At 73.0% G+C, this 22,457-nt stretch carries 25 protein-coding genes; 18 read left to right on the top strand and 7 right to left on the bottom strand.

Annotation, left to right across the window (positions count from 1 at the left end):
* Window positions 1-11: 11 nt before the first annotated feature.
* A complete protein-coding gene (gene trpD, locus ACI79R_RS10125) occupies window positions 12-1,067 on the bottom strand; it encodes an anthranilate phosphoribosyltransferase (RefSeq protein ID WP_456573479.1) in 1,056 nt (351 codons plus the stop codon).
* On the bottom strand, window positions 1,064-1,495 hold the full coding sequence (locus ACI79R_RS10120; protein WP_456573478.1) for a hypothetical protein: 432 nt from the start codon (window positions 1,493-1,495) through the stop codon (window positions 1,064-1,066). Before ACI79R_RS10120 ends, trpD begins: the two co-directional genes overlap by 4 nt.
* Window positions 1,496-1,625: 130 nt before the next feature.
* On the opposite strand from ACI79R_RS10120, the gene ctaE reads away from it, so the two are divergent.
* The 5 genes from ctaE to ACI79R_RS10095 all read left to right on the top strand — a co-directional run bounded on the left by ctaE (window position 1,626) and on the right by ACI79R_RS10095 (window position 6,654).
* Window positions 1,626-2,240, top strand: a complete 615-nt coding sequence (gene ctaE, locus ACI79R_RS10115; RefSeq protein ID WP_456573477.1) for an aa3-type cytochrome oxidase subunit III — start codon at window positions 1,626-1,628, stop codon at window positions 2,238-2,240.
* 7 nt (window positions 2,241-2,247) lie between these two features.
* Window positions 2,248-3,147 carry a cytochrome bc1 complex diheme cytochrome c subunit gene (gene qcrC / locus ACI79R_RS10110; protein WP_456573476.1) on the top strand — a complete coding sequence of 300 codons (900 nt, stop codon included), beginning with the start codon at window positions 2,248-2,250 and terminating at the stop codon, window positions 3,145-3,147.
* Window positions 3,144-4,256 carry a cytochrome bc1 complex Rieske iron-sulfur subunit gene (qcrA, locus tag ACI79R_RS10105; RefSeq protein WP_456573475.1) on the top strand — a complete coding sequence of 371 codons (1,113 nt, stop codon included), beginning with the start codon at window positions 3,144-3,146 and terminating at the stop codon, window positions 4,254-4,256. The genes qcrC and qcrA overlap by 4 nt, the downstream gene beginning before the upstream one ends.
* On the top strand, window positions 4,256-5,932 hold the full coding sequence (gene qcrB, locus ACI79R_RS10100) for a cytochrome bc1 complex cytochrome b subunit (protein WP_456573474.1): 1,677 nt from the start codon (window positions 4,256-4,258) through the stop codon (window positions 5,930-5,932). Before qcrA ends, qcrB begins: the two co-directional genes overlap by 1 nt.
* A 179-nt stretch (window positions 5,933-6,111) precedes the next feature.
* Complete coding sequence (locus ACI79R_RS10095; protein ID WP_456573473.1) at window positions 6,112-6,654, top strand: putative immunity protein; 543 nt, start codon at window positions 6,112-6,114, stop codon at window positions 6,652-6,654.
* A gap of 97 nt (window positions 6,655-6,751) precedes the next feature.
* Here the strand turns inward: ACI79R_RS10095 and ACI79R_RS10090 are convergent, their stop codons facing one another.
* Together ACI79R_RS10090 and ctaC are read right to left on the bottom strand one after the other, a co-directional pair.
* Window positions 6,752-7,153: a cytochrome c oxidase subunit 4 gene (locus tag ACI79R_RS10090; RefSeq protein ID WP_456573472.1), complete on the bottom strand. Its 402-nt coding sequence runs from the start codon at window positions 7,151-7,153 to the stop codon at window positions 6,752-6,754.
* Between the two features lie 51 nt (window positions 7,154-7,204).
* Window positions 7,205-8,074: an aa3-type cytochrome oxidase subunit II gene (gene ctaC, locus ACI79R_RS10085; protein WP_456573471.1), complete on the bottom strand. Its 870-nt coding sequence runs from the start codon at window positions 8,072-8,074 to the stop codon at window positions 7,205-7,207.
* 231 nt (window positions 8,075-8,305) lie between these two features.
* Here ctaC and ACI79R_RS10080 point away from each other — a divergent pair, with 231 nt between their 5' ends.
* Genes ACI79R_RS10080 through asnB form a run of 3 tightly spaced genes read left to right on the top strand, consistent with a single transcriptional unit; the run spans window position 8,306 to window position 11,009 of the window.
* On the top strand, window positions 8,306-8,674 hold the full coding sequence (locus tag ACI79R_RS10080; protein ID WP_456573470.1) for a metalloprotease: 369 nt from the start codon (window positions 8,306-8,308) through the stop codon (window positions 8,672-8,674).
* Complete coding sequence (locus tag ACI79R_RS10075) at window positions 8,671-9,015, top strand: DUF3817 domain-containing protein (protein ID WP_456573469.1); 345 nt, start codon at window positions 8,671-8,673, stop codon at window positions 9,013-9,015. Before ACI79R_RS10080 ends, ACI79R_RS10075 begins: the two co-directional genes overlap by 4 nt.
* A 59-nt stretch (window positions 9,016-9,074) precedes the next feature.
* The gene (asnB, locus tag ACI79R_RS10070) at window positions 9,075-11,009 is read left to right on the top strand and encodes an asparagine synthase (glutamine-hydrolyzing) (protein WP_456573468.1); all 1,935 of its coding nucleotides are present in this window, start codon (window positions 9,075-9,077) and stop codon (window positions 11,007-11,009) included.
* Between the two features lie 74 nt (window positions 11,010-11,083).
* Here asnB and ACI79R_RS10065 read toward each other — a convergent pair whose 3' ends face one another.
* Window positions 11,084-11,440, bottom strand: a complete 357-nt coding sequence (locus ACI79R_RS10065) for a HesB/IscA family protein (protein WP_456573467.1) — start codon at window positions 11,438-11,440, stop codon at window positions 11,084-11,086.
* Window positions 11,441-11,586: 146 nt separating this feature from the next.
* Here ACI79R_RS10065 and ACI79R_RS10060 point away from each other — a divergent pair, with 146 nt between their 5' ends.
* Entirely contained in the window at window positions 11,587-12,195 is a 609-nt protein-coding gene (locus tag ACI79R_RS10060; protein ID WP_456573466.1) for a DUF3043 domain-containing protein, read from the top strand.
* A gap of 29 nt (window positions 12,196-12,224) precedes the next feature.
* Window positions 12,225-13,208 carry an aldo/keto reductase family protein gene (locus ACI79R_RS10055; protein ID WP_456573465.1) on the top strand — a complete coding sequence of 328 codons (984 nt, stop codon included), beginning with the start codon at window positions 12,225-12,227 and terminating at the stop codon, window positions 13,206-13,208.
* A gap of 37 nt (window positions 13,209-13,245) precedes the next feature.
* Here the strand turns inward: ACI79R_RS10055 and ACI79R_RS10050 are convergent, their stop codons facing one another.
* Window positions 13,246-13,458 (bottom strand): hypothetical protein, encoded by a 213-nt coding sequence (locus tag ACI79R_RS10050; protein ID WP_456573464.1) that lies wholly within the window; start codon window positions 13,456-13,458, stop codon window positions 13,246-13,248.
* A gap of 137 nt (window positions 13,459-13,595) precedes the next feature.
* Between ACI79R_RS10050 and ACI79R_RS10045 the strand changes: the two genes are divergently transcribed.
* From ACI79R_RS10045 to ACI79R_RS10030, 4 genes are read left to right on the top strand one after another with little or no spacing between them, the layout of a single operon-like run.
* Window positions 13,596-14,036, top strand: coding sequence for a phage holin family protein (locus ACI79R_RS10045; RefSeq protein WP_456573463.1), 441 nt, complete (start codon window positions 13,596-13,598; stop codon window positions 14,034-14,036).
* Window positions 14,033-14,470, top strand: coding sequence for a DUF3618 domain-containing protein (locus tag ACI79R_RS10040; protein ID WP_456573462.1), 438 nt, complete (start codon window positions 14,033-14,035; stop codon window positions 14,468-14,470). The genes ACI79R_RS10045 and ACI79R_RS10040 overlap by 4 nt, the downstream gene beginning before the upstream one ends.
* Window positions 14,467-14,739, top strand: a complete 273-nt coding sequence (locus tag ACI79R_RS10035; RefSeq protein WP_456573461.1) for a DUF4235 domain-containing protein — start codon at window positions 14,467-14,469, stop codon at window positions 14,737-14,739. Before ACI79R_RS10040 ends, ACI79R_RS10035 begins: the two co-directional genes overlap by 4 nt.
* Window positions 14,739-15,875 carry a YihY/virulence factor BrkB family protein gene (locus tag ACI79R_RS10030; protein WP_456573460.1) on the top strand — a complete coding sequence of 379 codons (1,137 nt, stop codon included), beginning with the start codon at window positions 14,739-14,741 and terminating at the stop codon, window positions 15,873-15,875. The genes ACI79R_RS10035 and ACI79R_RS10030 overlap by 1 nt, the downstream gene beginning before the upstream one ends.
* 44 nt (window positions 15,876-15,919) lie before the next feature.
* On the opposite strand, the gene gcvT is transcribed toward ACI79R_RS10030, so the two are convergent.
* Window positions 15,920-17,038, bottom strand: coding sequence for a glycine cleavage system aminomethyltransferase GcvT (gene gcvT / locus ACI79R_RS10025; RefSeq protein WP_456573459.1), 1,119 nt, complete (start codon window positions 17,036-17,038; stop codon window positions 15,920-15,922).
* 65 nt (window positions 17,039-17,103) lie between these two features.
* Between gcvT and ACI79R_RS10020 the strand changes: the two genes are divergently transcribed.
* The 4 genes from ACI79R_RS10020 to sucB are packed head-to-tail and all read left to right on the top strand — an operon-like array spanning window position 17,104 to window position 22,454.
* Window positions 17,104-18,615 carry a leucyl aminopeptidase gene (locus tag ACI79R_RS10020; protein WP_456573458.1) on the top strand — a complete coding sequence of 504 codons (1,512 nt, stop codon included), beginning with the start codon at window positions 17,104-17,106 and terminating at the stop codon, window positions 18,613-18,615.
* Between the two features lie 3 nt (window positions 18,616-18,618).
* Entirely contained in the window at window positions 18,619-19,158 is a 540-nt protein-coding gene (locus ACI79R_RS10015; RefSeq protein ID WP_456573457.1) for a hypothetical protein, read from the top strand.
* The gene (gene lpdA / locus ACI79R_RS10010) at window positions 19,155-20,534 is read left to right on the top strand and encodes a dihydrolipoyl dehydrogenase (RefSeq protein WP_456573456.1); all 1,380 of its coding nucleotides are present in this window, start codon (window positions 19,155-19,157) and stop codon (window positions 20,532-20,534) included. The genes ACI79R_RS10015 and lpdA overlap by 4 nt, the downstream gene beginning before the upstream one ends.
* Window positions 20,535-20,585: 51 nt before the next feature.
* The gene (sucB, locus tag ACI79R_RS10005) at window positions 20,586-22,454 is read left to right on the top strand and encodes a 2-oxoglutarate dehydrogenase, E2 component, dihydrolipoamide succinyltransferase (RefSeq protein WP_456573455.1); all 1,869 of its coding nucleotides are present in this window, start codon (window positions 20,586-20,588) and stop codon (window positions 22,452-22,454) included.
* The last annotated feature ends 3 nt before the right edge of the window (window positions 22,455-22,457 follow it).

The raw sequence follows: 22,457 nt of genomic DNA, 5'->3' as shown, positions 1-22,457 counted from the left end.
GAGGGGGCCGCTCAGGGACGCGCGGCCCGGCTGACGGTCACCCAGCGGTCCAGCAGCGCCGCCGCGCGGCCGTCGTCCACGGCCGCCGCGGCCCGCTCGAGCCCCGCGCCGAGCGCCTCGGTCAGCGAGCCCGGCACACCGGCGGACGCGGCGAGCGCGGCCGCGGCGTTGAGCAGCACCGCGTCGCGGACCGGTCCGCGCTCCCCGCCGACCACCCGGCGGAACACCTCGGCGTTGTGCGCCGGGTCCCCGCCGCGCAGGGCACCCTCCGGTGCCGGCTCCACGCCGAGGTCCGCGGGGTCCAGCTGCGCCGGCTCGACGCCCCCGTCGCGGACGATCCACACCGACGACGTCGTCTGGGTGGTGAGCTCGTCCAGCCCGTCGTCCCCGCGGAAGACCAGCGCGCTGGTGCCCCGGCCGGCCAGGACGGCCGCGAGCACCGGCGCCATCCGCCGGTCCGCGCAGCCGATGGCCGCGGCCACCGGGCGGGCCGGGTTGGTCAGCGGCCCGAGGAAGTTGAAGACCGTGCCGATGCCCATGTCCCGGCGGGGCGCGGCGGTGTGGCGGAACCCCGGGTGGAACACCGGGGCGAAGAAGAAGCCGATCCCCGCCTCCTGCACGCACTGCGCCACCGCCGGCGCCGGCAGGTCGATGACCACGCCGAGGGCCTCGAGGACGTCCGCGGCCCCCGAGGACGACGACGCCGCGCGGTTGCCGTGCTTGGCGACCGGCACCCCGGCCGCCGCGGTGACCACCGACGCCATCGTGGAGATGTTGACCGTGTGCGCGCCGTCGCCGCCGGTGCCGACGATGTCGACGCACGCCAGCGGCAGGTCCACCGGCGTGGCCCGGTCGCGCATCGTGTCGGCCAGGCCGGCGACCTCCGCCGGCGACTCGCCCTTCGCCCGCAGCGCCACCACGAAACCGGCGATCTGCGCCGGCGACGCCTCGCCGCTCATGATCTCGCCCATCGCCCAGGCGGTGTCGGCGGCGGTGAGGTCCTCGCGGGCCAGCAGCCGGGTGAGCAGGGCCGGCCAGGTCGGCCCCGCCGCGGTGCGGCCGCTCACCGCCGCACGGCCGGGCGTCCCACGCGCGCGCGGAGGACATCGGCCACCGCGCCGGGCGCGGTCAGCGGGTCGATCGGCAGCGGCAGCGTCAGGTCGGCCTGGGACCAGTGGGCCAGCCAGCGGTCGGGCTGGCGGGCGATGAGGACGCACAGCGCGGGGCGGTCGGCCACCTCCACCGTGATCTGGCGGCTGAGTGCCATCCCACCGGTCGGCTGGGCCTCGCCGTCGAGGATGCAGAGGTCGATCCCGCCGCCGTCCACGGTGTCGACGACGTCCTCGCCGGTGGCGCACTCCACCCACGTGATCGGCCCCACGTCCGGGGCCGGCCGGCGGCCGACGGCGGTGCGCACGGCCTCCCGCACCTCGGGCCGGGAGCTGTAGACCAGGACGGTGGCCGGAACGGCCGCACTTCCACCGGTGGCGCTCACGCCCGGGAGCCTAGTGGTCCGGGCCCCCGGGCCCGGTCACCCGACCGTCTGATCTCGGGGAGGTCACGGGTCGCCACGCCCGCCCACCCGCGGTCGTGGCCCTCGCAGTGCCGATGCCATGATGGGCGGCGTGACAACGGCTCCCGTCGCGAGCGGCACCTTCGACACCTCACGGGTGCACTCCCTGACCCGACCGAACATGGTCAGCGTCGGCACGATCATCTGGCTCGCCAGCGAGCTGATGTTCTTCGCAGGCCTGTTCGCCATGTACTTCACCGCCCGGGCGCGGGCCCAGGGCGAGTGGCCGCCCGAGCCGACCGAGCTGAACCTCCCGTACGCCCTGGTCTTCACGATCATCCTCGTGGCGTCGTCGGTGACCTGCCAGCTCGGCGTGTTCGCGGCGGAGAACGGCAACGTCTACGGCCTGCGGCGCTGGTTCACCATCACGTTCGTGATGGGCCTGATCTTCGTGCTGGCCCAGGCCAACGAGTACCGCGTGCTGGTGGTCGACCACGACACGACGATCGCCAGCTCGACGTACGGCTCGGTCTTCTACATCACGACCGGCTTCCACGCCCTGCACGTGATCGGTGGCCTGATCGCGTTCGTCTACCTGCTCATCCGGTCCACCATGGGCCGCTTCACGCCGGCACAGGCGACCTCGGCGATCGTGGTCTCCTACTACTGGCACTTCGTCGACGTCGTGTGGGTCGGGCTCTTCGCCACGATCTACCTGATCCGCTAGGGAACCGGTGTCCACCACGAACCCGCAGTCCGAGGCCCAGCCCGGCGACGAGTCGCGTCACTCCCGCCGGCGTTGGGGCCGCCGCCCCGTTGCGGGCACGCCGGCCGCCGCCGCACGTGCCCGGCGGCTGTCCAAGGCCCGCCGCCGCACGGCCAACGTGGCCGCCCTGATGGCCGGCCTGGTCCTCACCGGCGTGCTGTACGGGGCCCTCGCCCCGGCCAGCTCCGCCGAGGAGGTCGACGGCAGCTCGGCGGCTGCCCAGGAGGCCGGCCGAGAGATCTACGAGAACAGCTGCATCACCTGCCACGGCGAGAACCTCGAGGGCGTCGACAACCGCGGTCCGTCGCTGGTCGGCGTCGGTGCCGCGGCGGTGTACTTCCAGGTCCACACCGGACGCATGCCCCTGGTCCGCCAGGAGGCCCAGGCGCCGGACAAGCCGACCGTGTTCAGCGAGACCGAGATCCAGCAGCTGGCCGCCTACGTGCAGGCCAACGGCGGTGGCCCGGCCATCCCGCCCACCGACGACAGCGGCCAGATCCGCGACGGCGACCTCGCCCTCGGTGGTGAGCTGTTCCGGCTGAACTGCGCCTCGTGCCACAACTTCGTCGGCGAGGGCGGCGCCCTCTCGTCCGGCAAGCACGCGCCGAACCTGCACGACGCCAACGACCTCGAGATCTACACGGCGATGCTGACGGGGCCGGAGAACATGCCGGTCTTCGGTGACAACCAGCTCACGCCCGAGGAGAAGGCCTCGATCATCAACTACGTGCAGACCGTGAAGAACATGCCCGATCCCGGTGGCGCCGGCATCGGTCGCATCGGCCCGGTCGGCGAGGGCATGGTGATCTGGCTCGTCGGCATCAGCGCCCTGATGTTCGGGATCTTCTGGATGGGGACCAAGGCGTGACCACGCACGACACCCGCCCCGGCGCCGCCGGTGGTGCGGACACCCCGGGCCCGCTGCACGGCGGACCGGACGACGACTACACGCCCGAGCAGCTCGCCGCCATGCGGCGGGAGGACCTCGACCGCCTGGGCGCCCGCTACGACGGCGTGGAGATCCTGCACGTCGAGCCGGGCCCCGACCCGGGTTCGCCGATGGAGCGCCGGGCCGTCCGCCAGGTCGGGCTGACGTTCTTCCTCGCCGGCCTGGCCGGGTTCGCCTTCGTCGTCGTCTACGTCGGTTCGGGCTGGTTCCTGCCCGACTGGCAGTGGGAGATCGACAGCAGCACCTGGAGCACGCTGTTCACCCCGCTGCTCGGCACCCTCATGGGCCTGTCGCTGCTGCTGGTCGGCGTGGGCCTGGTGCTCTACACGAAGAAGCTCCTCCCCCACGAGACGGCCGTGCAGGACAAGCACGACGGCTCGCACTTCGACCGGGTCACCACCGGCGCGACGCTCGTCGGCGGCCTGCACAACAGCGGGCTGGCCCGGCGCAAGCTGATCAGCCGCTCGCTGCTGTTCCTCGGCGGCGGCCTGGGCCTGATGCTCGTCGCCCCGCTCGGTGGCCTGATCCGCGACCCCAACAAGGGTGACCCGCTGGGCACCACCCAGTGGGCGGAGGGCGTGCGGCTCACCCGGGACGACGGCAGCTTCGTCCGTCCCGGCGACCAGGAGCCCGGCTCGCTGGAGACGGTGTTCCCGAACGTCCCCGGCGGCAACCGGCAGTCCGACGCCGCGACGATGCTCATCCGACTGCGTCCCGAGCAGCTCGACCAGCTCGAGTACCGCGAGGGCCAGGAGGACTTCGGCTACGGCGACTACGTCGCCTACTCCAAGATCTGCACGCACGCCGGCTGCCCGGTGTCGCTGTACGAGCAGGAGACCAGCCGCATCCTCTGCCCGTGCCACCAGTCGCAGTTCGACGTCACGCAGGGCGCCAAGCCGGTCTTCGGCCCGGCCACCCGCTCGCTGCCGCAGCTGCCGATCACGGTCGACGAGGAGGGCTACTTCGTCGCCCGCAGCGACTACATTGAGGCCGTAGGCCCCACCTACTGGAATCGGGAGCGCATCTGATGGCCCGAACCGCGACGGCACCGGGTGCTCCCACCACCCGGCTGGGCAAGATGGCGCTGGAGGTGGACGACCGCCTCATCGTCGCCGGGCCCTTGCGGCGCACGCTGAACAAGGTCTTCCCCGACCACTGGTCCTTCCTGCTCGGGGAGATCGCGCTCTACTCGTTCGTCATCCTGCTGATCAGCGGCACGTACCTGACGTTCTTCTTCGACGCCTCCATGCGCGAGGTCGTCTACAACGGCGCGTACGCACCCCTGCGCGGTGTGGAGATGTCGGCCGCCTACGAGTCGGCGCTCGACCTCTCGTTCGACGTCCGCGGCGGCCTGTTCATCCGCCAGGTGCACCACTGGGCCGCGCTGCTGTTCGTGGCGTCGATCATCTGCCACCTGCTCCGGATCTTCTTCACCGGCGCCTTCCGCCGGCCGCGTGAGACCAACTGGCTGATCGGTGTCGCCCTGCTGGTGCTCGCCCTGCTCGAGGGCGCCAGCGGTTACACCCTCCCCGACGACCTGCTGTCGGGCACCGGCCTCCGGATCATCAGCGCGATCTTCCTGGCGATCCCGGTCATCGGTACGTGGGCGCACTTCGCGATCTTCGGCGGGGACTTCCCCGGCGAGCTGATCATCGGCCGGTTCTACATCGTCCACGTGCTGCTCATCCCGGCGATCCTGCTGGCCCTGATCGCGGTCCACCTGCTGATCCTGGTGAAGCAGAAGCACACGCAGTTCCCCGGCCCCGGCCGCACCGAGCACAACGTCGTGGGCAACCGCCTCTTCCCCACCTTCGCGGGCAAGGCGACCGGTCTGTTCTTCGTGGTCTTCGGTGTCATCGCCGCGCTGGGCGGCCTGGTGCAGATCAACCCGCTGTGGCTGTGGGGTCCGTACAACCCGGCACAGGTCTCGGCCGCGTCGCAGCCCGACTGGTACGTCATGTTCCTGGACGGCTCCACGCGTCTGTTCCCGGCGTGGGACATCAACCTGCCCGGCGACTACACGATCCCGGCGCTGTTCTGGCCGACGCTGGTGCTCCCGGGCATCCTGTTCACCCTGCTGGCGCTCTACCCGATGATCGAGCGCAAGCTCACCGGCGACACCGCGTCGCACCACCTGCTGCAGCGGCCGCGCGACGTGCCCGTGCGGACGTCGCTGGGCACGATGGCGCTGACGTTCTACGTGGTGCTGCTCATCTCGGGCGGCAACGACGTCCTCGCGGACAAGTTCAACATCAGCCTGAACGCGATGACCTGGATCGGTCGCCTCGGCCTGGTCCTGCTGCCGCCGCTGGTGTACGTGCTCACCTACCGGATCTGCCTCGGTCTGCAGAAGCACGACCGCGAGGTCCTCGAGCACGGCATCGAGACGGGTGTCATCCGGCGTCTGCCGCACGGTGAGTTCATCGAGGTGCACCAGCCCCTGGGGCCGGTCGACGAGCACGGCCACGGCCAGCTGGCCTACGGCGGTGCCCCGGTGCCGAAGAAGATGAACCAGATCGGTGGCGCCCGCCGCGCGATCCGGGGCTTCTTCACCCCGATCGAGGAGCCGGCCCAGGTCGAGCTCGAGCAGCGTCGCGAGGAGCACGGCGCCGCCTCGGCCGACCGCGAGCTGACCAGCTCCGGCCGGCCGAGCGAGGGTGGCCGCCCCGCCGAGGGCGGGCGGCCGCAGGAGCCGCGCGACTGATCGCACTCCAGCACCGACAGCAGGGCCCCGGCGGACTCCCGCCGGGGCCCTGCTGCTTCCCAGGGGACCGCTGCGCCCTCCAGCGGTGAGCACTCCCCTCCCCCGGCCGCGGGCGGTGCGCGCACCCGGTCGGCCCGACCGCTGCCCGATCCGGTCCGCCCGTGGCCGAGGATGGCTGCGTGCCAGACGGCCGGCCCGACCACGTGGCGCTGTCCACCGAGGAGCTGCGCGCGGTGACGCGGTTCGCCGCCGCCTGCGCGGCGGTGGTGCTCGAGGTGTTCGAGGCCGGCCGGCCGGAGGACGTGCGACCACGGGAGGCGATCGCCGCGGCGGAGCGGTTCGCCGGTGGCGGCGACCGCGGGCGGGCGCTGCGCGACACCGCCTGGGCCGCCCTGAGGGCCGCGCAGGACGCCGGCACACCCGCCGCACGCGAGGCTGCCCGGGCCGCCATGGCGGCTGCCGGGGCGGCCTACCTCCACCCTCTGGCCCACGCCACCCAGGTGCGGCACCTGCTCGGGTCGGCCGCCCACGCCGCGCACGCAGCCGAGCTCGCCGACCGGGGCGGCCCGGACGAGGGCACCGCTTCCCTGGCAGCCGCGGCGGAGCGAGCCGGCCCCACCGTCGTCGCCGTCCTCCGCCGCTACCCACCGGCGCCGGCAGGCGGCGGCCGGGTCGGTGAGCTGGTCCGCCGGCTCGACGCCGCGCTGCGCTGCCGGCGGTGAGGCCGTGACCCTCCCCCGCCGCGAGGACGCCCGGACGCCACGAGGGCCCCTCCCGCACTGCGGGAGGGGCCCTCGGTGGCTGAGGCGGCCGGTGGCCTCAGCTGTGCGCGTTCTGCCCGACGTAGTACTCGAACAGCAGACCGCCCACGGTGATGAGCAGCGCGGCAGCGGCCAGGATGATCAGCCAGGCGTAGAAGAAGGCGAGCGCCAGGCCCATCAGCGCGGCCGAGAGGGCCAGGCCGAACGGCCAGTAGCTGGCCGGGCTGAAGAAGCCCAGCTCGCCGGCGCCGTCGGCGATGTCGGCGTCCTTGCGGTCCTCCGGGCGGGCGTCGATGCGCCGCGAGACGAACCAGAAGAACCCACCCACCAGCAGCGTCAGGCCCCCGGAGAGCGCCAGCGCGGTGGTCCCGATCGGCTCCCTCGACCAGACGCCGTAGACCACGGCGACCACGAAGCAGAAGACGGCCAGGATGTTGAAGATGATGGCTTCGACCTTCACGAGCGTCGTCCCCCCTGCGTCGTCGAGATGGTGTGCTGACCCGGCCGCGGCTCAGCCATCGGCCATCTGCGGGTCGTCGGCGAGGTCCCACGGCTTCGTGGAGATCGCGGCACCCTCACCGGTCACCTGCTCCAGGGCGTCGTAGGTGCTCTGTCCCTGCTCGCGCAGGTCGAGGTACTCCCGGTACTGCTCCGAGGAGACGGCGCGGACCTCGAAGTTCATGTAGGCGTGGTAGGTGCCGCACAGCTCCGCGCACCGGCCGACGAAGGCGCCCTCCTCGCGGATGGTCACCTCGAAGACGTTGTCCCGCCCGTTCTGGTTGCCGGGGATCACGTCGAGCTTGAAGAGGAACTCCGGCACCCAGAACGAGTGGATGACGTCGGCGGAGCGGACGTGGAACTGCACCGTCTCGTTGGTCGGCAGCACCAGGACGGGGATCTCGTCGCTGTTGCCGACCGTGCTGACGCGCTCCTCGTCGCTGTCGCCGGTGTCGTTGTAGATGAACTCCCAGTTCCACTTGAACGCCTGGACGGTCACCGTCACGTCCGGGTCCTCGCTGCGCTCCTGCACGCGGTTCTGCACACCGACGGTGAAGAAGAACAGGCCGGCGATGATGAAGAACGGGATGATCGAGTAGACGATCTCCAGCGGCAGGTTGTAGGCCGTCTGCCGCGGCAGCTCGTCGCTCTTCTTGCGGTGCATGACCACCGACCAGGCGATGAGGCCCCACACGAGGATGCCGACGATCAGCGCGGCGATGACCGACCACACCCACAGCTGGCGCATGTCCTCGGACTGGTCGGTGACCCCCTCGGGCCAGCCCCAGCGCCAGAACTCGTTGTTGAGGTCGCACCCGGTGAGGGTGAGCGCCCCCAGGAGACCGAGCGCGGCACCCCGCGCGAGCCTGCTGCCTCGAGCCACTGCTCGCTGCCTCCTCGTCCTCCGTCCGGCGGTCCGGACGGTCCTCACGGTGGGCCGCCGCCGTCCCGGCGGGCGGCCCGATCCGCTGACCACAGTCTGCGGCGAGACTAGCCGACCCCGCAGGTCGGCTCCGCACCGGAGAGGTGCGACCCGCGGCGGGTCGCGGCGCGGGTGGTGAGAGCCCTCACTGCTGTCCCCGGCGCGCGAGGGACGGCGGTTAGAGTCGACCTCGTGTTCTCCCGGCTGCTGACCCCCAAGTGGGTGCTGCTGCACCTCCTGGTGGCCGTGCTCTTCGTGGCCACCTTCTTCCTGGGGTACTGGCAGCTGAGCAAGGCCGAGAACGGCGGCGGCGCGGTCAACTGGAGCTACGCCCTGCAGTGGCCGCTCTACGGCTTCATGGGCCTGTGGTTCTACGTGCGCATGGTCCGCGACGAGCTCAACCGCGATCCCGACGAGGGGGCCCCGGGCAACGAGCTCGTGCTCTACCAGCGGCCCCGGATCGACACGACCGGCGACCCCGAGCTCGCCGCCTACAACGCCTACCTGGCCGAGCTCAACGAGCGCGCCCTCGGCCAGGCCGACCAGGGAGGCCGCCGGTGACCGCCGGGCGCACCACGACCGCTGCCCGTCCGGGGGTGCCGGCCGCGCTGGTCCGCTACCGGGCGCTCGCCTACATCGTCGGCGTCATGCTGATCCTGCTGGTGCTGGTGGCGATGCCGCTCAAGTACCTGGCCGACGTCCCGGGTCCGGTCGCCGTCATCGGCACCGCGCACGGCTTCCTCTACGCCGTCTACCTGCTGGCCGCCTTCGACCTCGCGCTGCGCGCCCGGTGGTCGGCGAAGGGCACCGTGCTGGTCCTGCTGGCCGGCACCATCCCGTTCCTGTCGTTCGTCGCCGAGCGCATCGTGACCCGCCGGACCCGCGCCGGCGAGCGCGTCTGACCACCCCGAGACCGACCTCCCCGCCCGGGGACCCCGCCGACTCCGAGGACCTGCGCCTGATGTGTGGCCTGCTGGCCTACCTGTCCACCGACGCCGACCGGGTGGGCGAGCCCATCGTCACGGGTGTCCGCGACGCCCTCCACTGCCTGCACCACCGGGGGCCCGACGACACCGCCGTGTGGTCCGACGCGCGCGTCGTCCTGGGCTTCAACCGGCTGTCGATCATCGACGTCGAGGGCAGCCCGCAGCCCCTCCCCTACGCCGGCGACCGCTACCGCATCCTGTTCAACGGCGAGATCTACAACTACGTCGAGCTGCGCGAGGAGCTCGCCGCCGCCGGCGCGGAGCTGTCCACGCACGGGGACACCGAGACGATCGTCGCCGGCTACCACCTGTGGGGCCAGGACGTCGTCCGGAAGCTGCGCGGGATGTTCTCCTTCGTCATCTGGGACACCGAGACGAAGACGGCGTTCGGCGCGCGCGACCCGTTCGGCATCAAGCCGCTGTTCGTCGCCCGCCTGGCCGACGGCGGGCTGGTGTTCAGCTCCGAGAAGAAGGCCGTGCTCGAGATGCTCGGCGGCAGCGAGGCCGCCGGCGGCGTCGACCCCGCCTCCCTGCAGCACTACCTGACGCTGCAGTACGTGCCGGAACCGGCCACCCTGCACCGCGGCATCCGCCGGATCGAGAGCGGCACCAGCTTCACCGTCGTCGACGGCGAGCTGCGCACCAGCCGCTACTTCCACCCGGCGTGGAAGCCGCAGCCGGTGCCGGCCGGGAGGGAGCAGGAGCTCTACGACCGGATCGCCGCCACGCTCGACGAGTCGGTGGCCAAGCACATGCGCGCCGACGTGACCGTCGGGTCCTTCCTCTCCAGCGGCATCGACTCCACGGCGATCGCCGCGCTGGCGCACCGCTACAACCCCGACCTGATGACCTTCACCGTCGGTTTCCAGCGGCAGGAGCAGTCCGAGATCGAGATCGCCGCGGAGTCGGCGTCGATCCTCGGCGTCCGGCACGTGCCGGTGGAGGTCACCGCCGAGCAGTTCGCCGAGGCGATCCCGCTGGTGGTCTGGTACCTCGACGACCCGGTGGCCGACCCCGCGCTCGTGCCGCTGTACTTCGTGGCGCGCGAGGCCCGCAAGCACGTCAAGGTGGTGCTCTCCGGCGAGGGCGCCGACGAGCTGTTCGGCGGCTACACGATCTACCGCGAGCCCCTCAGCCTGGCCTGGGCGTCGAAGCTGCCCGCCGCCGGGCGCCGGGCGCTGGCCGGCTTGTCCCGCCTGGTGCCCGAGGGCGTCCGCGGCCAGGACCTGCTGCGCCGGGCCTCCATGCCGCTCGAGGAGCGCTACTACGGCAACGCCCGCAACCTGCGGGACGACGAGCTGGCCGCGCTGCTGCCCGGCCGCGACCCCGACCTGTCGCACGTGGCGGTGACCGAGGACCTCTACCGCCGCACCCGCGAGGCCGGCTACGACGACGTGACCGCCATGCAGTACGTCGACCTGTTCACCTGGCTGCGCGGCGACATCCTGGTCAAGGCCGACAAGGTCACGATGGCCAACTCCCTCGAGCTGCGGGTGCCCTTCCTCGACCCCGAGGTGTTCGCGCTGGCCAGCACCATCCCGGTCGAGCAGCGGGTGCCCCGCCGCGGGGACGCGACGAAGTACGCGCTGCGCCAGGCGATGAAGCAGATCGTGCCGCCCCGGATCATGAACCGGCGCAAGCTCGGCTTCCCCGTGCCGACCGCGGAGTTCCTCGCCGGACCGCTGCACCAGTGGGCGCGCGACATCGTCGGCGACAGCCAGACCGACCAGTGGCTGGACCGCGGGCACGTGCTCACGCTGCTCGACCGGCTGCGCACGGCGGAGGTGCCCAGCAAGCGCACCGCCCGCCAGGTCTGGGAGGTCCTGGTCTTCATGGTCTGGCACGGCATCTTCGTCGAGGAGCGGATCAAGCCCGACGTCCCGGAGACGGTCTACCCCGTGCGGCTCTGAGGACGACGACGGCCCGGCTCCCTGGGGAGCCGGGCCGTCGTCCGTCCCTCTGCTAGGAGCAGAGGGGCCTCACCTCAGCTGAACGAGTCGCCGCAGGCGCAGGAGCCCGTGGCGTTCGGGTTGTCGATGGTGAAGCCCTGCTTCTCGATCGTGTCGACGAAGTCGATCACCGCACCGCCGAGGTACGGGCCGCTCATCCGGTCGACGATGACCTCGACGCCGCCGAACTCGAAGGTCTGGTCGCCGTCGAGGAAGCGCTCGTCGAAGAAGAGCTGGTACCGCAGACCGGAGCAGCCACCGGGCTGCACCGCGATCCGCAGTCGCAGGTCGTCGCGGCCCTCCTGGTCCAGCAGCGCCTTGACCTTGGCCGCGGCCGGCTCGCTGAGCAGCACGCCCGTGCTGCCGGGGGTCGTGGTGTCCTGCACCGTCATGTCGTGTCCTCCCACATCCGAGGGCGTCCGTTGCGGCACTCCCTGCCGCGGACCAACACCGCCGTGGCGGAGCCTCTTCCCACTGTACGGCGAACCTCCCGCCGGACGCGGGGGATCACCCGGACGCGCACGTAGACTGCGGAGTCGTGAAGCTCCGCCTCCCCGGCCGCCGCGACCGCTCCGAGACCGCGCCGGACACCGCCGCCGACCTCACCGAGCACCTGGTCCGGACCACCGGCAAGGGGCGGCCCACCCCCAAGCGCAGCGAGGCCCAGGGACGCCGTCCGGGTCCGCCTCCCCCGCCGCCGACCACGCGCAAGGAGGCGTACAAGCGGATGCGGGAGCAGCAGGCCGCCCGCCGCACCAGCGTCCGCGAGGGCATGGCCCGCGGCGACGACTCCTACCTGCCGGCGCGTGACCGGGGGCCGGTGCGCAAGCTGGTCCGCGACGTCGTCGACGCGCGGCGCAACCTGGGCTCGTTCTTCCTGCCGATCGCGGCGCTGATCCTCATCGGCTACTTCATCCCCAACCCTGCAGTGCAGGGTTACACCGTCCTGGTGTGGATGGCCTACTTCTTGTTCTTCATCGTCGACTCGGTCGTGCTGGGCCGGCGGCTGTCGAAGACGATCCGGGCCCGCTTCCCCGACGGCGACCACAAGATGAAGGGCCTCGTCTGGTACGGCATCAGCCGGTCGACCATGATCCGCCGCTGGCGCTTCCCCAAGCCCGAGGTCGAGGTCGGCGCCCAGGTCTGAGGAACGCGGCGCGACTACGGTCGGAGCGCGTGGAGTACCGACGCCTCGGCCGTTCCGGCCTGACCATCTCCGAGATCGCCTACGGCAACTGGCTCACGCACGGCGGGCAGGTCGAGGAGGACGCCGCCCGCGCCTGCGTGGCCGCCGCGCTCGACGCCGGCATCACCACCTTCGACACCGCCGACGTCTACGCAGGCACCCGCGCCGAGTCGGTGCTCGGCCGCGCGCTGGCCGGGCAGCGCCGCGAGGGCCTGGAGATCTTCACCAAGGTCTACTGGCCGACCGGACCGGGACAGAACGACCGAGGGCTGTCCCGCAAGCACATCACCGAGAGCTGCCACGCCTCGCTGCAGCGGCTGCAGACCGACCACATCGACCTCTACCAGGCGCACCGGTACGACCCCACGGTGCCGCTGGAGGAGACGATGACCGCCTTCGCCGACCTGGTGCGCGCGGGCAAGGTGCTCTACGTCGGCGTCTCGGAGTGGCGGGCCGACGAGATCGCCGCCGGCGCGGCGCTCGCCCGCGACCTCGGCATCCAGCTGATCAGCAACCAGCCGCAGTACTCGATGCTCTGGCGGGTCATCGAGGAGGAGGTCGTGCCCACCTCCGAGCGGGAGGGCCTGTCGCAGATCGTGTGGTCGCCGCTGGCGCAGGGCGTGCTCACCGGCAAGTACCTGCCCGGGGAGCAGCCGCCGGCCGACAGCCGCGGCGGGCACGCCGAGGCCGGGCAGTCGATGCGCGGGTTCCTCCGGGACGACGTCCTGACGCGGGTGCAGCAGCTGCGCCCGATCGCCGGCGACCTCGGCCTGTCGATGGCGCAGCTGGCGGTCGCCTGGGTGCTGCAGAACCGCAACGTCGCGGCCGCGATCATCGGCGCCACCCGGCCGGAGCAGGTGCACGACAACGTCGCCGCCGCCGGCGTCCGGCTGGAGGCCGACGTCCTGGCCCGGATCGACGAGGTCCTCGGGGACGTCGTCGAGCGCGATCCCGCACGGACCGCCCGGGGCTGAGCCCGGCGCCGGTCCGGGCCCGCCGCCCGGACCGGCGTCAGCTCGGGGCGAGCGCCATGGGCCCGTAGACCCTCGTCTCCCCGTCGAACAGGGTCGCCGAGGCCACCCCGAGGGACAGCAGCTCGCGCCAGTGCTCCCCCAGCCAGGACTCGGCGTCGCTCTGGTTGTCCGACTCGGGCACCTCGATCCCCAGCGCGGCGGGGTCCACCGTCTCCCCCGTGGGGGCCTCCAGGCGCCAGTGCCAGCTCATGGGCCGAGGCTAGTGACCGGGCGGCCGGAGCGCGTGCGGCGCCAGATCGTGGCCGGGGTGTGACGCGGCGCTGGTTATCCGGGCGATCTCCCCGGGCATGGAGGTGCATCGACCGTCTCCCCAGCACCGGAGGACCGATGACCCTGCCGACCACCGGCGGCGCCTCGCGCGCGACCGCGCCACCGCCGGCCCCCGAGGACACCTCCACCGGGCAGCTGGTCAGCCAGCTCACCGACCAGATCAGCCGCCTGGTCCGTGACGAGGCCCGGCTGGCCCAGGCCGAGGTCACCCAGAAGGCCAAGCGGCTGGGCATCGGCGCCGGGCTGTTCGGGGCGGCCGGCTTCCTGGCCTTCTTCGGCTTCGGCGTGCTGATCGCGGCGATCGTGCTGCTGCTCGCCCTGGCGCTGCCGGCGTGGCTGGCGGCGCTGATCGTGGCCGTCGTCCTCTTCGCCGGCGCGGGGGTCCTGGCACTGGTCGGCAAGAAGGACGTGCAGCAGGGCACCCCGCCGATCCCGACCGAGGCGATCGCCAGCACCAAGGCCGACATCGCCACCGTCAAGAAGGCGGCCGCCCGATGAGCACCCCCCAGGACAGGACGCCGGCCGGCGGGTCGAACGACCCCGACGCCATCAAGGCCGAGATCGAGGCCACCCGCGAGCAGCTGAGCCGCACCGTCGACGAGCTCAGTCACCGGCTCGACGTCCCCGCCCGGGCCAAGGAGGGTGCGGCGCGGGCCAAGGACACCGCCGTGGAGACCTACCGGGAGAGCCCGCCGGCGGTCATCGGTGCAGGTGCCGCGGTCGCCGGCCTGGTCGGTCTGGTTGTCTGGCGCCGCCGCAGGAAGCGGCGCCGGGCCGCCGCAGTGGGTGCGGTCGCGGCCGCGCAGGCCGAGACGCGCCGGGTCCGCCGGCGGGCGGTCCGCGAGGTCGCCGCCGCACGCAGGACAGCCCGCAAGGACGCCGCGACCGCGGCGAAGAGGGCCCGCCGGGCCGCGAGGAGGAAGCAGAAGTGAGCAAGGGAGCCAAGCTCGCCTACCGTCCGATCGGCCTGCTCGGGGGCGTCCTGGCCGGTGTCCTGTCCGGCGCGCTGTTCAAGCAGATCTGGAAGCTCGCCGCCAACGAGGACGACGCCCCGGGCGCCCTGCAGAGCGAGTACCGGATGCGTGAGGTCGTCATCGCCGCCGCGCTCCAGGGTGCGATCTTCGCCGCGACCAAGGCCGCGATCGACCGGGCCGGCGCGCGCGGGTTCACCAAGCTGACCGGTAGCTGGCCGGGCGACTGATGGCCGGCACGAGGCACCGCGACAGCGCCGTCGACCGCATCCGGGAGCGGGTCGAGGAGAAGGCGGCGCGGCGCGCGGCGGCGCGGGAGGCGGCCGAGCGGGCCGCCCGCGGGGAGCCGGCGCCGGACCCGGGCCGGCCCCCGGCCGGCTCCCCGTCGGCGAAGGAGCTGCCGGGCATCCACGCGGACCGGCCCACCCGGATCCCGGCGCAGGGCTGGAAGCAGATCGTCAAGCGGGCGTGGGCGGAGAACAACGCCGACAACATGCCGATCATCGCCGGCGGCGTCGCGTTCTTCGCCTTCCTGGCGATCTTCCCGGCGCTGATCGCGACGATCTCCATCTACGGCCTGGTGGCCTCCCCCGAGACCGTTGCCCAGCAGGTCGAGGACCTCTCGGCGCAGCTGCCGGCGAGCGCCGCGGAGCTGATCGGCGAGCAGCTGACCGCGATCACCGAGAACAGCGGCGGCGCGCTGTCGCTGAGCCTGGTGATCTCGGTGCTGGGTGCCCTGTGGTCGGCGTCCGGCGGCACCGGCAACGTGATCAGCGCGATCAACATCGCCTACGACGAGGTCGAGACCCGCAGCTTCGTCAAGCGCAAGGCGCTGGCCCTCGGCCTGACCCTCGGCGCGATCGTCTTCGTGCTCGTGACCTTCGCGCTGGTGGCCGTGGTCCCGATCGTCCTCGACGCGCTCCCCCTGGGCATCGTCGGCACGATCCTCGCCCACGTGGTGCGGTGGGTGCTGCTGCTCGGCGTCTTCGCCGGGTCGCTGGCGGTGCTCTACCGGGTGGCCCCGGACCGGGATGCCCCGCGGCTGCGCTGGGTCAGCCTCGGCGCCGTCGTGGTCACGGTCATCTGGGCGCTGGTGAGCCTGGGCTTCAGCTTCTACGTGAACAACTTCGGGTCCTACGACAAGACCTACGGCACGATCGCCGGCGTCATCGTGCTGATGCTGTGGCTGTACCTGACCTGCTACCTCGTCCTGCTCGGTGCGGAGATCAACTCCGAGGCCGAGCACCAGACCGCGGTGGACACCACGGAGGGCGACCCCGTGCCGATGGGGCAGCGCAACGCGACGATGGCCGACGAGCTGCCCGATCCGCCGGTGCCGACGAAGGAGACCCACCCGAAGCAGTGACGGGCGCGGGGCGCCGGCTTGCCCGGCGCCCCGCGCCCCCGGCGTCAGCGGACGTGCGACGGCACGAACGGCGGGCGCTGCGCGATGACCGGCTGCGGCCGGCCGCGGACGTCGACCGCCAGCTCCGCCCCCTCCTCGATCCCCGCCGCCCGGTCGAGCAGTGCGAGGGCGATCCCGGTCCGCAGCGTCGGCGAGAAGGTGCCGCTGGTGACCGCACCGATCCGCTCACCTCCCGGGCCGAGCACGGCCATGCCCGGACGCGGGATGCCTCGCCCGCTGGCCCGCAGCCCCCACAGGAGCCGGGCGGCGCCGGCCTCGCGCTCGGCCAGCAGCGCCTCGCGTCCCCAGAAGGCCGGCTTCCCCCAGCCGACCGCCCAGCCGCTGCGCGCCTGGTTGGGCGTGATGTCGCGGGACAGCTCGTGGCCGTGCAGCGGATAGCCCATCTCGGTGCGCAGGGTGTCGCGGGCGCCCAGGCCGCACAGCCGCAGACCCTCGTCGCTGCCGACGTCGACCAGGGCGTCCCAGAGCTCGCCCGCACGGTCGGCACCCACGAGCACCTCGTAGCCGTGCTCCCCCGTGTAGCCGGTGCGGCAGACCGTCACCTCGGCCCGGCCGCCGCCCACCCCGGTGACGAACGACATGTAGGGCAGCTCGCCCGGCAGGCCCAGCAGCGCGAGCACCTGCGGGGAGCGCGGGCCCTGCACGGCCAGGACCGCCACCTCCTCGTGCCGGTCGGTGACCGTGATCCCGGACGGCGCCGCGTCGGCCAGCCGCCCCAGCACCTCGGCGGCGTTGGCCGCGTTGGGCACCAGCAGGACGTCGTCCGGACCGTGCAGGTAGACGATCAGGTCGTCGATGACGCCGCCCGCGGAGGCCTCGCCGTCGGGGACGCAGCACAGCGTGTACTGGGCCTGCCCCGGACCGATGCGGCCGAGGTCGTTGGTCAGGCAGGAGTCGACGAAGGCGGCCGCACCCGGCCCGCGCACGGTGCCGGTGCCCAGGTGCGACACGTCGAACAGGCCGACCCCCGTGCGGACGGCGGTGTGCTCGGCCAGGACTCCGCCGCCGGCGTACTCGATGGGCATGGACCAGCCGCCGAAGTCGGCCAGCTTGGCGCCGGCCGCGACGTGGCGGTCGTGCAGGGGCGAGGTCCGGGCGGTCACGTCGGCACGGTAGCGCCGGGGCCTGCGGACGGTGGGGTCGGAAGGGTCCTCCTACGATCGACGCCGTGCCGCCCACGATCTCCGCCACCGACCGTCCCCTCGAGAAGGTCCCCGCCGACGCCGTCGTCGTGGGCATCGGCAAGGGCCCGCAGGGACTGCTGCCCACCCCGGGTGCCGAGGCGGTGGACCGTCTGCTCGGCGGCCGTCTGCTGCCCGCGCTGGCCGACCTGGGCGCCCGCGGCGCGGAGGACGAGGTCACCCGCGTGCCGACGCTCGGCACCGGCCCCTTCCCCGTCGTGGCGGCGGTGGGTCTCGGCGCGCCGTCGGCCACCGGCGCCTACTCGCCGGAGGCGGTGCGCCGGGCCGCCGGGGCGGCCAGCCGGGCCCTGACCGGGCGCGGCTCGGTGGTGACCCTGCTCGCCGCCGTGGGCGGGGCTCCGGACGCGGAGCGGCTGCACGCCGTCGGTGAGGGGGCGCTGCTGGGCGCCTACGAGTTCACCGCCTACAAGTCCGACCTGCCGGCCGACCGGCCGACCCCGCCGCGGGAGTACACGGTCGTCGTGCCGGACGCCGGCGCGGCCAAGGAGCCCCTCGCCCGCGTCCGCGCGGTCGCCGACGCGGTGGCTCTCGTGCGCGACCTGGTGAACACCCCGCCCAACGACCTCTACCCGGCCGAGCTCGCCGCGCGCGGCGCCGCGGCGGGAAAGGCCGCCGGCCTCTCGGTCGAGGTGCTCGACGAGGACGACCTGCGCGCCGGCGGCTACGGCGGCGTCCTGGCGGTAGGCGGTGGTTCCACCCGTGGTCCGCGCCTGCTGCGGCTGACCTACTCGGGCAAGAAGGCGACGAAGAAGGTGGCGCTGGTCGGCAAGGGCATCACCTTCGACAGCGGCGGTCTGTCCATCAAGCCCGCACTGAAGATGGAGGACATGAAGAGCGACATGGCCGGCGCCGCCGCCGTGATCGCCACCGTGTGCCTGGTCGCCCAGCTCGGCCTGCCGGTCGAGGTGACCGCGACCGTGCCGATCGCCGAGAACCTGCCCAGCGGGACGGCCTACCGCCCGGCCGACGTGGTGATCTTCCGCAACGGAAAGAAGGCGGAGATCACCAACACCGACGCCGAGGGCCGCGTGGTGCTGGCCGACGCGATCGCCCGCGCCGCCGAGGACGGGCCGGACGTGCTGATCGAGACCTCCACGCTGACCGGCGCGCAGATGGTCGCGCTGGGCACCCGGACCTCGGGAGTCATGGGCAGCGACGACCTGCGGGACGCAGTCGTCGCCGCCGGCCGCCGCACCGGCGAGGCCATGTGGGCCATGCCGATGCCGCCGGAGCTGCGCAAGGGCCTCGACTCGCCGATCGCCGACTTCGTCAACGCCAACGCCGACCGCATGGGCGGCATGCTGGTCGGCGCCCACTTCCTCGCGGAGTTCGTGCCCGACGGCCTGCCGTGGGCGCACATCGACATCGCCGGGCCGAGCTACAACACCGGCGGCCCGTGGGGCTACACCCCCAAGGGCGGCACCGGCGTCCCCGTGCGCACCCTCCTGGCCACCATCGAGGACCTCATCGCCCGGTGAGGTGTGGCCGCAGGCAGGGGGTCCGACGCGGGCGTCAGCGAGCGGCGGGGGCCTGCGGTCCTTGCTCCAGTCCCGCATCCGCTGCGGATAGCCCGTGACCTGGGCGTCGTACACCGGGACGCCCAGGTCACGGGAGAGCCTGCGGGCCACCTCGGGGCCGGCGATCCGGCGCCGGGTCCACTCACCGTCGGCGGCGACGAGGACGATCGTCGTCTCGGTGACGGCGGTGCGGGGCTCGACATAGCCCTCGACGCCGCGGCGGCTGGCGACGAACTGCTCGAGGTGGCCGAGGTCACCCCGCCCCGAGGCGCGGTCCAGGGTGCCGCGCCCGTCGTTCCCGGGTCGGTCGCGGCGGCGCCGGCCGCGCAATCGGTCGAACAGCCCCATGCCCCGCTCCCCGTCGCCCGGTCCTGTGACACGGCGCGTTCCGGCACGTCAACGGCGCTGGCGGCCCCGCCGTTCCCGGAGTGGCAGGATGACAACGGCACCGCGTCCCGCGCGTTCGAGCGGGGCGGCAACGACAGCATCGAGGAGTCCTCGTGAGCGCACCCACGTCCCCCGCCGACCTGGTCATCCTCGGTGGTGGCTCGGGTGGCTACGCCGCCGCGCTGCGCGCCGCCGAGCTCGGCATGTCGGTGGTCCTGATCGAGCGCGACAAGGTCGGCGGCACCTGCCTGCACCGTGGCTGCATCCCGACCAAGGCCCTGCTCCACGCCGGCGAGGTCGCCGACCTCGCCCGCGAGGGCGAGCAGTTCGGCGTGAAGACGTCGCTGGCCGGCATCGACATGGACGGCGTCAACGGCTACAAGGACGGCGTCATCTCGCGGCTCCACAAGGGTCTGCAGGGGCTGATCAAGAGCCGCAAGATCAACTACGTCGAGGGCGAGGGCCGGCTGGTCTCCGCCACCGCCGTCCAGGTCGGCGACCAGACCTACGAGGGCCGCCACGTCCTTCTGGCCACCGGCTCCTACGCCCGCACGCTGCCCGGCATCGAGATCGACGGCACGAAGGTCATCACCAGCGACCACGCCCTCAACCTCGACCGAGTGCCCGCCTCGGCGGTCATCCTCGGCGGTGGCGTGATCGGCTGCGAGTTCGCCAGCGCCTGGAAGTCCTTCGGCGTCGACGTGACCATCGTCGAGGCCCTGCCGCACCTGGTCCCGCTGGAGGACGAGTCCTCGTCCAAGCTGCTCGAGCGCGCGTTCCGCCGCCGCAAGATCGGCTTCGAGCTGGGCAATCGCGTCTCCGGTGTGCAGACCACCGAGAACGGCGTGAAGGTCTCGCTGGAGAACGGCAAGGAGATCGAGGCCGAGCTCGTGCTCGTCGCCGTCGGCCGCGGTCCGGTCAGCCAGGGGCTGGGCTACGAGGAGGTCGGCGTCGCCATGGAGCGCGGCTACGTCCTCGTCGACGAGTACTGCCAGACCAACATCCCGACCATCTCCGCCGTCGGCGACCTCATCCCGACCCTCCAGCTGGCCCACGTCGGCTTCGGCGAGGGCATCCTGGTCGCCGAGCGGCTCGCCGGCCTCAACCCCGCGCCGATCGACTACGCCGGCGTTCCGCGGATCACCTACTCCGACCCCGAGGTCGCCTCGGTCGGGCTCACCGAGGCCCAGGCCAAGGAGCGCTTCGGCGAGATCAAGACGCTCACCTACGACCTGGGCGGCAACGGCCGCAGCCAGATCCTCAAGACCCAGGGCGCGGTCAAGCTCGTGCAGGCCGTCGACGGGCCGGTCGTCGGCGTGCACATGGTCGGCAGCCGGGTCGGCGAGCTCATCGCCGAGGCGCAGCTGATCTACAACTGGGAGGCCGAGGCCGACGACGTCGCCAGCCTCATCCACCCGCACCCGACGCAGAGCGAGGCTCTCGGCGAGGCCCATCTGGCCCTCGCCGGCAAGCCCCTGCACGTGCACGGCTGACCCTGACTCCCCCACCCCCACCCAGCGCCACCACGAAGGAGCCCCGCCCCGATGCCGACCTCCGTCACCATGCCCGCCCTGGGCGAGAGCGTCACCGAGGGCACGGTCACCCGATGGCTCAAGCAGGAGGGGGAGCAGGTCGAGGTCGACGAGCCCCTCCTCGAGGTGTCGACCGACAAGGTCGACACGGAGATCCCGTCGCCGGCCGCGGGCGTGCTCACCAAGATCCTCGTGGCCGAGGACGAGACGGTGGAGGTCGGCGCGGAGCTGGCCGTCATCGGCGGTGACGGCGACGGCGGCGGCGCCCCCGCGGGCGCCCCGCCGGCGTCGGCCGAGGACGAGGACCTCCCGCAGACGCCCACCGAGCAGGTCGACGACGCCGCGCCGGAGCCGGAGCAGCAGTCCGAGCCCGCACCGCAGGCCCCGTCCGGGGACGGCGGCGCGTCGGGTGGCTCGGCCGGTGGCGGCGAGGGCACCCCGGTGACGATGCCGGCGCTCGGCGAGAGCGTCACCGAGGGCACCGTGACCCGCTGGCTGAAGGCAGTCGGCGACGAGGTGACCGCCGACGAGCCGCTGCTCGAGGTCTCGACCGACAAGGTCGACACCGAGATCCCCGCGCCCGTGTCGGGCACCCTGCTCTCCATCTCCGTCAACGAGGACGAGACCGTCGAGGTCGGCGCCCAGCTCGCGGTCATCGGCAGCGGTTCCGCCGGCGGCGGCAGCGCCGCCCCGGCCCCCGCCGCCCCTGCCGCGGAGCAGCAGGCGGCTCCCGCGCCGCAGCAGGGGGAGCCCGCCACCGCCAAGCCGGCCTCGGAGATCCCCGGCGGCGACTACGGGTCCAGCGGTGCGCTGCCCACCGCGTCCCCCACCGACCAGCCCTCCCCCGCGGCTGCGGTCGCACCGCAGGCGCCGGCTCCGGCGTCCTCGGCGCCCGCTCCGCAGGCGTCGTCCTCCGCGGCGTCCTCGGGTGACGGCGGCGGTCAGTACGTCACCCCGCTGGTGCGGCGGCTGGCCGCCGAGCAGGGCGTGGACCTGTCGACGGTGACGGGCACGGGGGTCGGCGGCCGGATCCGCAAGCAGGACGTGCTCGCCGCGGCCGAGAAGGCCTCGGCTCCGGCTGCGGCCCCCGCTGCGCCGGCCGCGAGCACCTCCCGGCCGACCACCCCCTCCCCGGCGGCGCAGCCGGACCCGTCGCTGCGCGGCCGGACCGAGAAGATGTCGCGCCTGCGCGGCGTCATCGCCCGGCGGATGGTGGAGTCGCTGGCCGTCAGCGCGCAGCTGACCACTGTCGTCGAGGCCGACGTCACCCGGATCGCGAAGCTGCGGGACAAGGCCAAGAAGGACTTCGAGGCCCGCGAGGGCGTCAAGCTCTCCTTCCTGCCGTTCTTCGCGAAGGCCGCGGTCGAGGCCCTCAAGGCGCACCCGTCGGTGAACTCGTCGGTGGACATGGAGGCCGGCACGGTCACCTACCACGACGCGGAGAACCTCGGCGTGGCGGTGGACACCGAGCGCGGGCTGCTGGTGCCGGTCATCCACGGTGCCGGTGACCTCAGCCTCGCCGGGATCGCGCGCAAGATCAGCGATCTGGCCGAGCGGACCCGCACCAACAAGGTCACGCCCGACGAGCTCGGCGGCGGCACCTTCACGCTGACCAACACCGGCAGCCGGGGCGCGCTGTTCGACACCCCGATCATCAACCAGCCGCAGGTGGCGATCCTGGGCACCGGCACCGTCGTCAAGCGGCCGGTCGTCGTCCAGGACCCGGAGCTGGGCGAGGTCATCGCGGTCCGGTCGATGGTCTACCTGGCCCTGACCTACGACCACCGCATCGTCGACGGGGCCGACGCCGCCCGCTTCCTCACCACGGTGCGGGAGCGGCTCGAGGCCGGTCAGTTCCAGGGCGACCTCGGACTGGCCTGACGT

Source organism: Blastococcus sp. SYSU D00820 (assembly GCF_054050695.1).
This window is presented reverse-complemented; position numbering and strand designations above follow the sequence as displayed.

Excerpts from the sequence above, each read along its gene's own strand:
- sucB (WP_456573455.1), top strand. The coding sequence starts at position 20,586 with ATGCCGACCTCCGTCACCATGCCCGCCCTGGGCGAGAGCGTCACCGAG.
- ACI79R_RS10045 (WP_456573463.1), top strand. The coding sequence starts at position 13,596 with ATGACCCTGCCGACCACCGGCGGCGCCTCGCGCGCGACCGCGCCACCG.
- asnB (WP_456573468.1), top strand. The coding sequence starts at position 9,075 with ATGTGTGGCCTGCTGGCCTACCTGTCCACCGACGCCGACCGGGTGGGC.
- ACI79R_RS10040 (WP_456573462.1), top strand. The coding sequence starts at position 14,033 with ATGAGCACCCCCCAGGACAGGACGCCGGCCGGCGGGTCGAACGACCCC.
- ACI79R_RS10065 (WP_456573467.1), bottom strand. The coding sequence starts at position 11,440 with ATGACGGTGCAGGACACCACGACCCCCGGCAGCACGGGCGTGCTGCTC.
- qcrB (WP_456573474.1), top strand. The coding sequence starts at position 4,256 with ATGGCCCGAACCGCGACGGCACCGGGTGCTCCCACCACCCGGCTGGGC.
- ACI79R_RS10030 (WP_456573460.1), top strand. The coding sequence starts at position 14,739 with ATGGCCGGCACGAGGCACCGCGACAGCGCCGTCGACCGCATCCGGGAG.
- ACI79R_RS10050 (WP_456573464.1), bottom strand. The coding sequence starts at position 13,458 with ATGAGCTGGCACTGGCGCCTGGAGGCCCCCACGGGGGAGACGGTGGAC.